This window comes from Stenotrophomonas sp. STEN038, assembly GCF_056759895.1.
On the sequence record NZ_JBRRDW010000040.1, the window covers coordinates 31,835 to 45,553 of the forward strand.

Annotated in this window: 14 protein-coding genes; 6 read left to right on the forward strand and 8 right to left on the reverse strand. The window is 62.1% G+C overall.

Going from position 1 to position 13,719, the window contains the following annotated elements; translation table 11 throughout:
• Positions 1-347: 347 nt before the first annotated feature.
• The 4 genes from ACVOLS_RS15660 to ACVOLS_RS15675 form a co-directional block, all read right to left on the reverse strand.
• Positions 348-698 carry a hypothetical protein gene (locus ACVOLS_RS15660; protein ID WP_481546375.1) on the reverse strand — a complete coding sequence of 117 codons (351 nt, stop codon included), beginning with the start codon at positions 696-698 and terminating at the stop codon, positions 348-350.
• 284 nt (positions 699-982) lie between these two features.
• Positions 983-1,441, reverse strand: a complete 459-nt coding sequence (locus ACVOLS_RS15665) for a hypothetical protein (protein WP_481546376.1) — start codon at positions 1,439-1,441, stop codon at positions 983-985.
• A 215-nt stretch (positions 1,442-1,656) separates the two neighbouring features.
• Positions 1,657-2,439: a hypothetical protein gene (locus tag ACVOLS_RS15670; protein ID WP_481546377.1), complete on the reverse strand. Its 783-nt coding sequence runs from the start codon at positions 2,437-2,439 to the stop codon at positions 1,657-1,659.
• Between the two features lie 79 nt (positions 2,440-2,518).
• Positions 2,519-3,424 carry a LytTR family DNA-binding domain-containing protein gene (locus ACVOLS_RS15675; protein WP_481546378.1) on the reverse strand — a complete coding sequence of 302 codons (906 nt, stop codon included), beginning with the start codon at positions 3,422-3,424 and terminating at the stop codon, positions 2,519-2,521.
• A gap of 154 nt (positions 3,425-3,578) precedes the next feature.
• Between ACVOLS_RS15675 and ACVOLS_RS15680 the strand changes: the two genes are divergently transcribed.
• Complete coding sequence (locus tag ACVOLS_RS15680) at positions 3,579-4,772, forward strand: acyltransferase family protein (RefSeq protein ID WP_481546379.1); 1,194 nt, start codon at positions 3,579-3,581, stop codon at positions 4,770-4,772.
• Positions 4,773-4,786: 14 nt separating this feature from the next.
• Here ACVOLS_RS15680 and ACVOLS_RS15685 read toward each other — a convergent pair whose 3' ends face one another.
• Positions 4,787-5,374, reverse strand: a complete 588-nt coding sequence (locus ACVOLS_RS15685) for a TetR/AcrR family transcriptional regulator (protein ID WP_481546380.1) — start codon at positions 5,372-5,374, stop codon at positions 4,787-4,789.
• Positions 5,375-5,475: 101 nt separating this feature from the next.
• On the opposite strand from ACVOLS_RS15685, the gene ACVOLS_RS15690 reads away from it, so the two are divergent.
• Positions 5,476-6,414: an ABC transporter six-transmembrane domain-containing protein gene (locus ACVOLS_RS15690; protein WP_481546381.1), complete on the forward strand. Its 939-nt coding sequence runs from the start codon at positions 5,476-5,478 to the stop codon at positions 6,412-6,414.
• A 130-nt stretch (positions 6,415-6,544) separates the two neighbouring features.
• Here ACVOLS_RS15690 and ACVOLS_RS15695 read toward each other — a convergent pair whose 3' ends face one another.
• Positions 6,545-7,672 (reverse strand): fatty acid desaturase family protein, encoded by a 1,128-nt coding sequence (locus ACVOLS_RS15695; RefSeq protein WP_481546382.1) that lies wholly within the window; start codon positions 7,670-7,672, stop codon positions 6,545-6,547.
• A 3-nt stretch (positions 7,673-7,675) separates the two neighbouring features.
• On the reverse strand, positions 7,676-8,728 hold the full coding sequence (locus ACVOLS_RS15700) for a ferredoxin reductase (protein ID WP_481546383.1): 1,053 nt from the start codon (positions 8,726-8,728) through the stop codon (positions 7,676-7,678).
• A 93-nt stretch (positions 8,729-8,821) separates the two neighbouring features.
• On the opposite strand from ACVOLS_RS15700, the gene fabR reads away from it, so the two are divergent.
• On the forward strand, positions 8,822-9,484 hold the full coding sequence (gene fabR, locus ACVOLS_RS15705) for an HTH-type transcriptional repressor FabR (protein ID WP_282266051.1): 663 nt from the start codon (positions 8,822-8,824) through the stop codon (positions 9,482-9,484).
• A gap of 359 nt (positions 9,485-9,843) precedes the next feature.
• On the opposite strand, the gene ACVOLS_RS15710 is transcribed toward fabR, so the two are convergent.
• Positions 9,844-10,926 carry a DUF1615 domain-containing protein gene (locus ACVOLS_RS15710; protein ID WP_481546384.1) on the reverse strand — a complete coding sequence of 361 codons (1,083 nt, stop codon included), beginning with the start codon at positions 10,924-10,926 and terminating at the stop codon, positions 9,844-9,846.
• A gap of 119 nt (positions 10,927-11,045) precedes the next feature.
• Here ACVOLS_RS15710 and ACVOLS_RS15715 point away from each other — a divergent pair, with 119 nt between their 5' ends.
• The 3 genes from ACVOLS_RS15715 (at position 11,046) to ACVOLS_RS15725 (ending at position 13,523) form a co-directional block, all read left to right on the forward strand.
• On the forward strand, positions 11,046-12,239 hold the full coding sequence (locus tag ACVOLS_RS15715) for a GGDEF domain-containing protein (protein WP_481546385.1): 1,194 nt from the start codon (positions 11,046-11,048) through the stop codon (positions 12,237-12,239).
• Between the two features lie 137 nt (positions 12,240-12,376).
• Complete coding sequence (locus ACVOLS_RS15720; RefSeq protein WP_481546386.1) at positions 12,377-13,153, forward strand: HipA family kinase; 777 nt, start codon at positions 12,377-12,379, stop codon at positions 13,151-13,153.
• Positions 13,131-13,523: a DUF3037 domain-containing protein gene (locus ACVOLS_RS15725; RefSeq protein ID WP_481546387.1), complete on the forward strand. Its 393-nt coding sequence runs from the start codon at positions 13,131-13,133 to the stop codon at positions 13,521-13,523. The genes ACVOLS_RS15720 and ACVOLS_RS15725 overlap by 23 nt, the downstream gene beginning before the upstream one ends.
• Positions 13,524-13,719: the final 196 nt, after the last annotated feature.

The window sequence follows — 13,719 nt, forward strand, 5'->3', positions numbered from 1 at the left end:
TACTGAATCTGATCGGCTGAAACAGCCCAAAGCGATCAACAAACCGACGCTGATCAACCGGGCGAAAGGCGGCAAGTGACAAGGAGCGGACCTTTGGCTATCCAGAGACTCTTCGACGATTCACTCCCGCCCTTACATGTAAGAGAGCGCCTTCCGGGAAAAAAGATTCGCAACTCTCATTGAATCGCACAAACCTGCCAAGACTGCAGACATCCAGCATGCGCCGGACAACGCTCTTCGGCCAGCGGCCAACACTCACTGCGCCATTCGAGGTTCGCGCCTTCTACGGGACATCAGGCCATGGTGGTCCAGCCTCGGATGGATTCCCCATTGCAGCGTCGCCAGAACTACCGCTCCAGCACATAGACAGCGGCCTCCTCGCCAAATTCCAGCTCCATGGCTTGCCGAACGAGACCGGAAACGGCGTACCAAGATTTCCCGGCGAAAGCGTCGAGACCTGCAGAATCGGCTTCATGCATCAGCCACAGAGTCTCAGCACGACTCATTCTGACTTTTTCATCCTTCAACAGTGTCCGCCTGTGCCTCTTCACCAGAAGTCGCAGGTCTTTGACCGTCAAGATCCCAAATCTACTGAGTTCAGAGGGCAACTCGTCGAGAGTTGCTTGGCTGTAATCGTTCCGGCGGCGAAACAGCGATCGAACTACCTTGTGAATGGCCTGCGCATCCAAGGATGCCAAGTCGACTTTTGCGCGAGCACCTTGATATCTCATCTAACTGCCTCACCCTGTAGCAAAACCGACAACTACGCGCCTTCTGGACAGTATTCAACTTTAGGACTGCAGGGTCTGGCCAACAAACGATGCATTGCCGCTACCGGTGATGCGATCGCGAGCCGTGGCCAGTACCGCACAGCAGGTATGCGAGGGTCCGCTTCGGTTCGCATGTGGTCCTGCCGATGGGCCGGTCGTTCTCGTGCCTGTGTGCCCACGTCTCCAGTTTCGGCTTCAACTTTAGTGAATCGTCAGAGCTTTCCGACGGGTGCCCCTCCCATGAAGCTCTTGCAACCGCCATTCTCCAGCTCGCGAACGAATATCGCCTTGGTTCTTTCCAGACAGCCTCTGGAGCCAAACCGTAAGCCCCGCACACTACACGAGCCAGCCGCGGATCGATAAGAGCCATCGGCTGAAATGAATATCAGCCCCCAGGCCTCATCCTGACGTCGAGAAGCCGGCTCGAAAACCTTGTTGTAACGCTCCAGGTACTTGGGGCCATCGTAGCCATGGCTCTCACAGACAAGCTCCCAATTCCCAGGCATCAACTCAGCCAGATCCAGCTCTTTGGCTCCGGCAGCGATCTGGCTGGATGCTTTGTGCAGAAATCTGGCTTCGTCCAGCGAATACGGGTAGCCGAGCACATGCCAGCCCAGAAAGAGGGCTGCTGTAGCACCGAACAATACAAGAAACACTGAAACGAGCCGCATGATCGCCAATCCGCGTGGGACGGCTGGATCTTATGGACACTGGTTTCAGTTGGCAAATGATCACGTAGTCGAAGCTTGCGATCCAGGCGAAGTGTCAGAAAATGTTGATGCTCGCGGGCTGTCCAATGCCCACCTTGGTCTGCAGGCGGCCCTTGGCATTTTTTTGGTTCACCCCGGCCTCCGCAGAGATTCAAGCCTGGAGCACCCAGCATCTATCAGAAGATCAAACCCATTTCCGAGGAAAGCACCCGCCACCCTGATGCGTCATGCCGCAGCACTGCCTCATATTGGGATCCACATACGGAGCCACAATGGAACCCGAACTGGAGGTCGTAGTCCCCATCCGCACGTCGTGTGGGGATACCCAAGCCCATGCTCATTGTTTTCCCCACACGCGTGCCCTCAGGTGGCACCTCCCATGCCGAGCCCGGCATGAGCTGGACTCCGATGTCCCCAAGATCGCGGATTGATTCCGGCGACAGGTCGATCGCACTGTCGCCCTTGGGCGATCCGATGCTCACGTACACCGGCATGCGATTGCTTGCGAGATAGCCGCCGGACGTTAGTTCGTGACGCAAGACCGCTTTCATCACACCTTGCAGATCGGGCGGCGGATACAGCGCAGCCTCGGCCAGTCCCTGCCGTTTGTCACGTGCTGCCTGCAATGCAGCTTCCGCGTTGCCCTTGGTGACACAATCGGTGGCTGGTAGTTCGCGCACGCAGACCTCACACGAGGTCTCGTTGACGGATATCTGGTAACGGTGGAGCCCTCTGGATTCACCACGTTCGATCAACAGCATCCACACGTTGTTGGCTGGGTCAAAACGCGGTCCATTGACCATCGAGTCAGCGCGGCCGAACTTTGCGTTCAGCGCCTTATCTGCCTCCGCCATCACCTGCATCTCGTTCAACAAGGACTGTGTCTCCTGCGCCTGGACGACAAGCGCAGCGAGCGAAACCGTTGTCGCCAATACTGCTGCAAGAACCGACTTGTGCATCGTGATGGTTTCGTGTCGACCGGATGAACGCATTGTGCCGCTTTTCGCCAGCGCGCCAAGAGCCCCGCCCCAGACCTGCTCAAGCCGAGGCAGGTTCCTCCCGGTGGTTGCTAAACCTTGATTTGAGCGCCGGCAGATAACGCCGACTGCAGGCAACTTGCTTGCCGTCAGCCATATGCAGCAGGGCCTCGCCACCTTCCAGCGGTTCGATCGACACTAGATGGCCCAGATTGATCAACCAACTGCGATGGACACGGACGAAGCATCCAGCATCCAGCTTCTGTTCCAGCGCAGCCATGGTGATCCGCAGCGGGTAGTCGTGTCCACGAAGGTGCAGGTTGACGTAGTTGCCCGCGGCCTGCGCCCATTCGATATCGGCCGTTGCGATCAGGAAGTCGCGGCCCAGCTTGCGTACCAGCAGCCGCTCCGGATGATCGATGGGCTCCACCGGCGGCCCTTCATCAGGCTCGGCCAGCAACTGTGCCTCGCCTTGCAGACGGCGAAGCAGAAAGCGGTAGCCATCGATGCAGAACAGGATGGCGGCGTAGGTGCGCACGTCCTTGAGGTATTCGTATAACAGCTCGTCCAGCCAGGAGCCGACCTGATAGCGCTCCCCCACCATTGCATAGGCGAGCATCCTGATCCCGAACATGGCCAGCACATGCAGCAGCGAGATCGGCACACTGGCCAGCAGGTACCAGGGCAGGCGTCGTCGCCAGTTGTCCAGATGCAGTGGCCAGCGCCTGCTGAACCAGACGATTGCTGGTACCAGCAACAGCAGCCAGACCAGTCCACTGGAGAACTCCCAGACCCAGGGTTCCCACCATTCCATGGAAGGCGCACCGGAGCGGTTGGCATCCATCCAGGTGGTGATCGCATTGCCGCTGCAGTTGATCAACACCAGCAGCAACCAGAACAGCAGCTCCATGCTTTGCCGCCAGGGGCTGGAGCGATTCAACGTGATCGATGACGCAGCTTGATTCATCTGCGCATTCTAGACGGCGTGGCCGCCGCAGCCCTCGCTGCCCGTCCCCCGATGCCCGCCACTCGTCCCCAAGCGCCCGCAGATCGACCCTTCCGGCACCGCGGGGGCCCGTCCCGGGTTGCAATGACACCCTTCTCCATCCGCTGGACACGCAATGCACAGGCGCCACGATCTGGATTGGCTGCGGGTAATCGCCTTTGGCCTGTTGGTCATCTACCACGTTGGCATGTACTACGTGAGCTGGGACTGGCACGTCAAAAGCCCGGCCGCGAGCATTGCGCCGGAGCCGTTCATGCTGCTGACCTCGCCGTGGCGGATGTCGCTGCTGTTCCTGATCTCGGGCGTGGCTACCGCCTTCATGTTCGAGCGCCAGCCTGTCGGCCTGCTGCGCCGCCGCTCCTGGCAGTTGCTGCTGCCGTTGCTGTTCGGGATGGCGGTGATCGTGCCACCACAGGCCTACTACCAGGTGGTCGAGCAGCTACCCGGCGGATACAGCGAGTCCTACTGGGCGTTCTACGGCAAGTACCTCAGCGGTTACCAGGGTTTCTGTGACAGCGACGGCTGCCTGCGCGTCCCGACCTGGAACCACCTCTGGTTCCTGCCCTATCTGTGGAGCTACACCCTTCTGGCCTGGCTGTTGTGGCGGCTGTTGCCCAGCTCCGTATTGCAGCGCCTGCGCCAATCGACCGGTGTCGTCCTGAACGGCTGGGGCGCGCTGATTGTCCCGGTAGTCATCCTGGCAGCAGCACGCCTGCTGCTGGTAAGCCGCTTCGAGCAGACCCACGCACTGACTGACGACTGGTACAACCATGCCCAGTACGCCTGCATCTTTCTGATCGGTTTTCTCGCCGCCTTCAACACCCGCTTCTGGGAATCGCTGCAGCGCCTGCGCTGGTTCTCACTGGCGGCAGCCGGTGCCTGCTACGCCGCGATGATCCACGTCTGGTACTTCGCCGGCTACAACGACGCGCAACCGCCGCCGCAGGAGCTTCGCCTTGCACTCCGGGTTGCCTGGGCGCTGGACCAATGGTGCGCGATAGCCGCCTTGCTGGGCTTTGCCTACCGTTGGCGCGAGGCCGACAGTCCGATCCTGCGCTATCTCACTATGGCGGTGTTCCCACTCTACATCCTGCACCAGACTGTGATTGTCGTGCTTGCACACAAGCTCAAGCCACTGCAACTGAATCCTGGCATCGAGGCAGCCATCCTGATCGCGGTAACCTTCGCTCTGTGTCTTGGCGCCTACGAACTGATCCGCCGCTGCGCGCCGCTACGGCCACTGTTTGGGCTGCGTACGCAGCCTGCTGCAAAGCTCAGCCAATCATTGGCCAAGCCCATGAGGGACTGAACCGAGGGCCTCGATCAACCACGTGGCGTTGCGGTGCCGAGCAACAACCGCGCAACCTCGGCCAGCTCACTTTCCATCGCTGAGCGCTCATCGTCCGAGCGCAGCAGCATCAGGTCGTTGGCATAGCCCATTGCCAGGGCGAACAGCTGCCGGGCCACACGCGTTGGCGACGCGCACCGGAAAGCACCAGCATCCACGCCGCGCTGCACTATTCCGGCCAAAAGGTCCTGCCACTGCTGGTTCACGGCCAGATAGGTCGCCGACAGCTTGGCGTCATGCATGGCCTCATCCCAGGCATCGAGCCACAACATCCAGGAGTCATCGTCGGTCGTCGGCAAACAGTCGCTCAGAAAGAACGCGAGTGCTTCGTCCGGCGCCAGGGGTTGGACCGCTACCTTCACCTGCTCAAGCTGCTCGTTCGCGAAGCGGGCGAATGCTTCGCGGCGGAGCTCGTTCCAGTCGGCGAAGTAGTGGTAGATGTGGCTGCGCGAAATGCCCGCGTGGGCGGATATGTCGCGTGTCGAGACATTGGCCAGGCCATTCGTTCGAAACAGATGCAACGCCGCTTCAATGATCTGATCTCGACGGGAAGGATTGGCCAAACGACACCTGTTGGGCAGAACTGAATGGACAGCATATCGACTCAAGCACTTGAGCGGTCGCTCAAGTAGAATTGAGCGACCGCTCAAATCCACATCTCGACATGAAACGCTTTCCATCTTCAGGGCCGCTCTCAGCACCCGCCACCCAGATCGGCCAACAGACCGCAGCAAGCACTCTGGTTGCCTTGGCGAAGGCTTATCCAGGGCAGATCAGCCTGACGCTCTCGCTCGTTGCCGCGGAAAATGCGCTACTGCTCGCCTACCCGCTGTTCGCCGGTTTCGCCGTGGACTCGATCATCAAAGGCGATGTGTACAAGGCGATCTGGTACGCAGGGGTGGTGTTGTCGTTCTGGCTGATAGGCGCGGCGCGCAGGGCGATGGACACCCGCGTATTCACCCGCATCTACGCGGATCTGGCGGTCGGCGTAGTGCTGGCACAGCGGCAGCAGATGCAGGCAACCTCCACGGTCGCAGCACGGGTCGTGCTGGCCCGGGAATTCGTCGACTTCTTCGAGAAGCACGTGCCGATCATCACCACCGCGTTGGTATCGATGGTCGGTGCAGCGATCATGTTATTGGTGATCGAGCCGTGGGTCGGCATCGCCGCCCTGTCGGTGTTGCTGCTTGGAATGACGGTACTTCCCCGCTACGCACGCCGTAATGAGCGCTTGCATGGGCGTCTGAATGACCGGCTGGAGCATGAGATCCGGATGGTGGAGCGGGTCAATGCCAGAACCCTTCTTCGCCACTACACGGTGCTTTCCCGCTTGCGCATCTGGCTGTCTGACCGGGAAGCCGGTGCCTTCCTCGTGGTTGGGACCGCCGCTGCGGCCTTGTTCGCACTGACCATGATGCAACTGGCCACCACGACGGACGTCACGCCAGGGCATGTCTATGCAGTGATGACCTACCTCTGGACCTTTGTTACCAGTCTGGATGACGGTCCAACCATGGTCGACCAGCTGGCTCGGCTGAAGGACATCGGCAAGCGAGTGAATCCCGGCCTGGAAGAGACTGCACCGGAACAGACCGAGCGCTGAGCCGATGCGCTGGATTCGCCACCGGGAACAGCGCTGCGGGCCGAGGCGCGCGGCCGAACGCCAAAAACAGAGCGCGACGCCCCTTACGGGTAGCGTCGCGCTCTTCAGGCCATCAGCAGACTCAACTGCCTCAGCTTGCTTCCGCCTGCGGCTCAGCAACCAGCGGCCGTTCCGGCGCCGGCTTGCTCGGGAAGGCATGGCGCAGGATCCGCCACATCACCTGGCCAAACTGGCGCGGCAGCGAGCCGGTGTTGTAGTGCTGGCCGTAGCGCGCGCAGATGTCCTTCACTTCCACCGCCATCGCCGCATAGCGGTTGGCAGGGATATCCGGATAGAAATGGTGTTCGATCTGATGGCTGAGATTGCCGGTCATCACGTCCATCCACTTGCCACCGGTCAGGTTGGACGAGCCGCGCAGCTGGCGCAGGTACCAATGGCCACGGCCTTCGTTGCGGATGCATTCCTTGGGGAAGGTCTCGGCATCGGCGGTGAAATGGCCGCAGAAGATCACCACATAGGTCCAGACGTTGCGGATGATGTTGGCCGCCAAGTTGCCCAGCAGCACCGGCAGGAAGAACGGGCCGGCCAATGCGGGGAACAGCACATAGTCCTTCAGGACCTGCAGCAGCGCCTTGCGGCCGACTGGGCGCGCCTGGTTCCACAGCTGCTTGAGGGTCATCTTGCCGACCAGCACGCGGCCGATGCGCAGATCCTGTATGGCGATGCCCCATTCGAACAGCAGCGCGAACACCACCGCCACGAACGGCTGGGCGAGGAAGAACGGATGCCAGCGCTGCTCCGGGAAGATCCGCAGCAGGCCGTAGCCGATGTCATCGTCGAGCCCGCGTACATTGGTATAGGTGTGGTGGCGGAAGTTATGTGTCTTGCGCCAGTTTTCCGAGGTGCCGGCGATATCCCACTCGTAGGTCTTGCCCTGCAGCTGCGGGTCGCCCATCCAGTCGTACTGGCCATGGATGACGTTGTGCGCCAGCTCCATGTTTTCCAGGATCTTGGACAGTGCGAGCAGCAGCACACCGGCAATCCATGCCGGCACCAGCACGCTGTGCACGAATGCGCCAAGGAACAACAGCGCACGCCCGGCTACGCCGGTCCAACGCACGGCTGCCACGATTCGACGGATGTAGCGCGCATCACTGGCACCCAACAAGGCCTGATGGCGGGCTTTTACGGCGTCGAGTTCATCACCGAAGGTCTGCAGCTCGGCGGGAGAAAGCACGCGGTTATGCACGGAGGACATGACTTACAGCTCCAGGGTCAGATCGGTACTGGCGCTGCTGACGCACAGTTTGAGCGGCACGGACGGTTCGCTGGTGTAATCACCCGTCACGGTGTGGCGGGTGATGCCCGAGGTCTTGCCGCAGACACAGGTGTTGCAGATGCCCATTCGGCAGCCGCTGGCTGGCTTGATGCCGGCCGCTTCCAGCGCAGGCAGCAAGGCAAGTCCGCGCGGCACGGTGAGCGTGCGACCGGTCTTGAGCAGTTGGATCTGCACACTGCCCTGCTCCACTTCGGCCAGCTGCGGCGCGCTGAACGCCTCGCTGTCGAACTGTGCCACCTGTGCCTGAAGGCGGGCACGTGCCGCATCGACAAAGCCGCCGGGACCGCACACCAGCACATGCGCTGCGCTCAGATCACCAAGGTTGTCGAGCTCATGACTGCCTACGCGCCCTGCGCCCTCGCCGGTCACCGCCAGATGCAGCCGGAACGACGGGTGGCGGGCGGCAATGGCATTGAACTCGTCAACGAAGCACAGCTGTTCGCGCTGACGCGCCCAGTAGATCAGGTCAACCGAGCCCGGCATGCCCTGTGCATCCAGCTGCCACAGCAAGGCCCGCATTGGCGTGATGCCGCTGCCTGCAGCCAGCATCACCAGCTTCGGCGCCGGGATTGCCGGCAGCAGCATCTCGCCAAAGGCCTGGCCCAGCGCAAACACCTCGCCGACGACCGCCTGTTCAGACAGGTACTGACTAAGCTTGCCACCGGCAATACGCTTGACTGTGATCGCCAGACGACCATTTTCAAGCAGGACAGGACTGTAGCTGCGCGTAGTCAGGCGGCCGTCCAGTTCCGCGCCCAGATTGACGTGCTGCCCGGCTCGCAGGCCTCGGAAGTGGCGATTGGGCTGCAATTCCAGGGTGACGGCGTCGGCGCTGGCCTTGTGGCGCGCCACCAGCCGGGCCAACGGGCGCCGCAGCGTCCACAGCGGATGCACCCGGGAAGACCAGAAATCAAAGAAACCTTCACTCAGCCAAGGAATCGGCGGCGGCGAGGCATTGCGGTAGACAGCACTCATGCCGCGCACTATACGGCCGAGCATACGACTGTGTATACAGTTGTATATTGCGAGTACAGGCTATGATTCACGCACCTGACCGGCCCGAGCCTCATGACAGCACGCGAACAGCCCCTGCCCGCACAAGACGACCTGCACCCGGCGCGCAAGGCTTCCATCTCGCGTGACGACCTGCTGGCCGCCGCCTTAGCTCTTATCGGCCCGCACCGTAGCGTGTCCACCCTGAGCCTGCGCGAAGTCGCGCGCGAGGCCGGGATTGCACCGAATTCGTTCTATCGCCAGTTCCGCGACATGGATGAACTGACGGTTGCCCTGATCGATCTGGCGGGTCGTTCACTGCGTACCATCATCGGACAGGCGCGGTTGCGCGCGGCCGACAGCAATCGTGGGGTGATCCGCCTGTCGGTTGAAACCTTCATGGAACAGTTGCGCGCCGACGACCGCCTGATGCACGTGCTGTTGCGTGAAGGCACTGCCGGCTCGGACGCCTTCAAACACGCCGTGGACCGCGAGCTGGGTTATTTCGAGGAAGAACTGAAGGCCGACCTCGTTCGGCTGGCCGCACTGGACGGCGCCACCCTGCACGAACCAGCGCTGGCGGCCAAAGCCATTACCCGCCTGGTGTTTGCCATGGGCGGCAGCGCGATCGACCTGCCGGAAGAGCGTGACCCGGAATTGATCGAAGAGATGTCGCAGATGATCCGCATGATCATCACCGGCGCCCGCGCGCTGGCACGGCGCCCAGTCAAGGCCTGAAGCAAGCCAAACGATTTTGCGCGGTTGTAGGAGCGGCGTCAGCCGCGATGCTGGTAGTCCATCTGATCACGGTTACTCCTGCAATTTCATTGGCGTCGGCTTCGCGGCTTACGCCGCTCCTACAACCTGTCTATCGGTAACGCCCCTGCCGAGCATGGCTCGGCACTACGCTGCGCCTCTGGCCGTAGCGGTCATCGAGCTGACGCGCGGATCAGGATTTTGTTGGAGCGGCGTAAGCCGCGAAGCTGATGATCCGCCAGATCACTGCTTTCCCTGCACTTCATTGGTGCCGGCTTCGCGGCTGACGCCGCTCCTACAATCTGCTTATCGGCAACGCGCCTGCCGAGCATGGCTCGGCACTACCTTTGCAGGCACTGGCGGTAACGACTGTCCACGCGGTTGGCAAACCATTCGGTGGTCAGTTCGCGGGTGATCTTTGGGCTGTCCAGGCGGATGCCGGGGATCAATGCACGCGGCAAGGTCTTCCCGGCGCGTGCATCGGCCAGCGCAAACACCTGCGAATGCAGCGCGCTGCTGCTGAATTCCAGGCGATCCGACCCCGCAAGGGCATGCCGTATCTCACGGTCATCCATGCCCAATCGCGAGGCCAAGCTGCGCACCGCCAATTCGGTCTGACCAGGCTTGTCGATGGGCGCATCCGGCACCAGCAGATCACCATCCAGCGCCAACGAAACACCTGTCAGCGCGCTCACCGCGCTCTGGAACGCCGCATTGCGACTGGCGTAGCGGCCCGCGTTGTAGTCGGCAAATCGATGTACTTTCTGCGTGTATGGCGTCTGGTAGTCGAGCAAGTGTGCGATGCCAAAGTACACACCGCCGCGCCGGGTGAAAACCTCATCGCGGATGCTACGCGCCACTGGGTACGGGTAGTTCTGCGCATTGGCCTGGGCAAATGGAATGCTGACCTGCATCGCGCCACCGGTCTGCACCGGATTCTTGCCGGCAAACAGACGTTGCCCCATTGGCACGCGGCCAATGATTTCCTCGTACAACTCGCTCAGGTCCCGTTCGCTGCGCACCCGTGCCAACTGCTCACCATAGCTCCTGCCATCACTGCCCTTCACCTTTAGACCTGCGTCCACCAACAACTTCGGTACATGCACGGCAGCAGCACGGCGATCTATTTCGCTGCGGGCAATGCGCGGCAGATTTGGCACCTCAGGATTGGCACGATAGCCAGATTCCTGCTCAATCACCGCCAGTGTTGCGCAGATGTTCTCGACCGAAGCGTCGATGCGCTGTGCGTCGAAAGCCACCCGGATATCGCCTGCCCAGCCAACGCGATCAGCAACGGTCGATGGAATACGCCGGACGATCTGATCCTGCACCACAGTCGGTGCTGGTCCCGGTGGAGGCGATGGCACCGTACTGCAGGATGCCAATGCCAATGCCGCCAGCAGGCCCATCAGCCCCTTCGTCATCGCTCCGGCACACCGCCGAGGGAAAACCACGCGCGTACCGTGCCAACCATCGCATGTCGCCTGCCTGCCCATATACTTCGCACCTTCGCCTGTCCAAATCGTCGAACGTGGCTTGACCCTTGAGCGCCACCGCTGAACAGTACTTCCCGCTCGTGGTCCCCGCCACCTCCCTGCTGCTGGGACTGGCGTTGTTGGCCGGTTGGCGTTCATTGCGCGAACACCGTTACCTGCTGTGGTTGGCGGGTGGCTACATCTGCACCGCCTTTCCATTGGCCGCGCAGATCCTGATGGACAACGCCCGGCTGGCAACCTGGTCGGTACTGACCGGTGCCTTGTACTGTGCGGGCAGCTGGGCCACGGCGCAGGGCTTCGCACTCAGATCCGGCGGCAGAGTGCCGGTACCGGCCGCGCTGACCATCAGCCTGATCACCCTGCTCGCGTTGTTCTGCTTCTCCAGGCTCAGTGACCTGCTGGGCGCACGCATCGTCTTCCTCAACCTCGGCATGGGGCTGCTGCTCGCCCTGGCACTGCCGGTACTGTTCAGCCGCGAGCAACCCGACACGCTCTTCGAGCGCCTGCTGCGCAGGACGTATCTGCTGCTGGTGGCGTACGCGATCCTGCGCCCGCTGTTGGCCTGGTTGCTGGCCGGCTGGTTCACCAGCAGCGGCTTGCCGCGTTCTGGCCTGTGGCTGTGGATGCTGGCCTTCAACCTGCTGCTCAACCTATGGCTGCTGTTTCTGCTGCTGGGAGGGCTGGCCCAGCAGTTGATGGGAGAACTGCGCCATGAGCGCAACCACGATCCGCTCACCCTGCTGCTCAACCGCCGCGCCTTTTTCGAGATCGCAAACCAGCGCCTGCAACACGGCCCCGCCAGTCACTGGGCGTTACTTGCCTGCGACGTCGACCACTTCAAACAGGTCAATGACACCTGGGGCCATGCCGCCGGCGACAACGTGCTGCGACAGGTCGGTGTACTGCTGCAGCAGATGACCCGCCCAGGCGATCTGGTCGCACGCTTCGGTGGTGAGGAATTCGTGCTGCTATTGCGCTGCACTGATCTGGCCACCGCGACCCGGGTCGCCGAGCGCATCCGTGTCGGTGTCAGCGAGATGCACTGTTCACCGGCAAAGCAGACCATCACCGCCAGTTTCGGCGTCACCATGGTGGCAGCAGCGGACGATCTTGAAAGCGCCTTGGAGCGCGCTGACCTGGCCGTGTATCAGGCCAAGCGCGAAGGGCGCAACCGGGTGATCGCCAGTCCATCGCAGGTCGGCACTGACAGTATCCAGCCGACCCAGCACTTTTCACTTTGACTCACGACTCGACGCCACGGATCGCGCAGCTACGCCATGTCATCCACGGCATGCATCCAGCGCCTGGCGCATGCGACGAACCACCGGACACACCGGCTTTGCGCTAGGCTTGCTTTTCTTTTTGACCGCGTAATCCCGTGAAAACTGTTCATGCCACCCGCTACATCACCCCGCTGCGCGAGGGCGGCTCATTGCCAGCGGTGATCGAAGCCGATGACGATGGCATGTACGTCATCAAGTTCCGTGGCGCCGGCCAAGGCCCCAAGGCCCTGATCGCCGAACTGGTGGTTGGTCGGCTTGCACAGGCGCTGGGCCTGCCGATGCCGGACATCGTCCTGGTCGAACTGGACCGCGAGTTCGCCCGCACCGAACCCGACCCGGAGATCCAGGACCTGATCCGCGCCAGCGAGGGCACCAATCTGGGCAGTGACTACCTGCCCGGCGCGATCAATTACGACCCTGCCGCAATGCAACCCGATGCCGACCTGGCCTCGCGCATCGTCTGGTTTGATGCCTACACCAGCAACGTGGACCGCACTGCGCGCAATCCCAACCTGATGGTCTGGCACCGCAAGCTCTATCTGATTGATCATGGCGCGGCGCTGTACTTCCACCACGATTGGGAGAACGCCGGCGAAGCCTGCGGCAAGCCTTTCGTGTTGATCAAGGACCACGTTTTGCTGCCCTTCGCCAGCCGCATTGCCGGCGCCGACGCGGCGCTGGCCCCCTTGCTGACCGACGCGGTCATCGACGGCATCGTCGCGCAGATTCCGGACAGCTGGCTGCAGACCGAGCCCAGTTTTGCCGATGCAAGCGCTTACCGCTCGGCCTATGCAAACTATTTGAAGCGCCGCCTGCAATTGCGCGAAGCCTTCGTACAGGAGGCCATCCGTGCCCACGCTGCATACCTATGATTACGCCATCATCCGCGTTGTACCGCGGGTGGAGCGCGAGGAATTCATCAACGTGGGCGTGATCGTCTCCTGCCCCAGCGCTGGTCACCTGCAGGCAGCCATCGAAATTGATGTCGCGCGTCTGCAGGCGTTTGCGCCGCAGCTGGACCTCGCCGGCGTGCAGCCCTGGCTGGACGCCATTGTTGCGATCTGTCGCGGCGAGCCGGGTGCTGGACCGATCGCCCAGCTGCCGCCACGCGCCCGATTCCACTTCCTTACCGCCAAGCGCAGCTCGGTGGTGCAGACCTCGGTTACCCATGTAGGTCGAACCGCCAATCCGGCCGGCATCGTCGAGCATTTGCTGGAACGTATGGTGCGAACGCCGCGCTGAGTTGTCATCTGGAACATCCAGCCAATCGACACCCGTAGAGCCCAGCCATGCTCGGCTGGTGCTCCACCGGTAGTGGGGGGGGGGGGGGGGGGGGGGGGGGGGGGGGGGGCGGGGGGGGGCGGGCGCCCGGCGGCGGGCCCCGGCGGGGGGGCGGGGGGGGGGGGGGGGGGGCGGCGGGCGGGGGGCGCGGGGGGGG

Bases quoted from the DNA above. Each gene is read 5' to 3' on its own strand.
- ACVOLS_RS15665 (WP_481546376.1), bottom strand. From the start codon at position 1,441: ATGCGGCTCGTTTCAGTGTTTCTTGTATTGTTCGGTGCTACAGCAGCC.
- ACVOLS_RS15670 (WP_481546377.1), bottom strand. From the start codon at position 2,439: ATGCACAAGTCGGTTCTTGCAGCAGTATTGGCGACAACGGTTTCGCTC.
- ACVOLS_RS15675 (WP_481546378.1), bottom strand. From the start codon at position 3,424: ATGAATCAAGCTGCGTCATCGATCACGTTGAATCGCTCCAGCCCCTGG.
- ACVOLS_RS15680 (WP_481546379.1), top strand. From the start codon at position 3,579: ATGCACAGGCGCCACGATCTGGATTGGCTGCGGGTAATCGCCTTTGGC.
- ACVOLS_RS15690 (WP_481546381.1), top strand. From the start codon at position 5,476: ATGAAACGCTTTCCATCTTCAGGGCCGCTCTCAGCACCCGCCACCCAG.
- ACVOLS_RS15695 (WP_481546382.1), bottom strand. From the start codon at position 7,672: ATGTCCTCCGTGCATAACCGCGTGCTTTCTCCCGCCGAGCTGCAGACC.
- ACVOLS_RS15700 (WP_481546383.1), bottom strand. From the start codon at position 8,728: ATGAGTGCTGTCTACCGCAATGCCTCGCCGCCGCCGATTCCTTGGCTG.
- fabR (WP_282266051.1), top strand. From the start codon at position 8,822: ATGACAGCACGCGAACAGCCCCTGCCCGCACAAGACGACCTGCACCCG.
- ACVOLS_RS15710 (WP_481546384.1), bottom strand. From the start codon at position 10,926: ATGACGAAGGGGCTGATGGGCCTGCTGGCGGCATTGGCATTGGCATCC.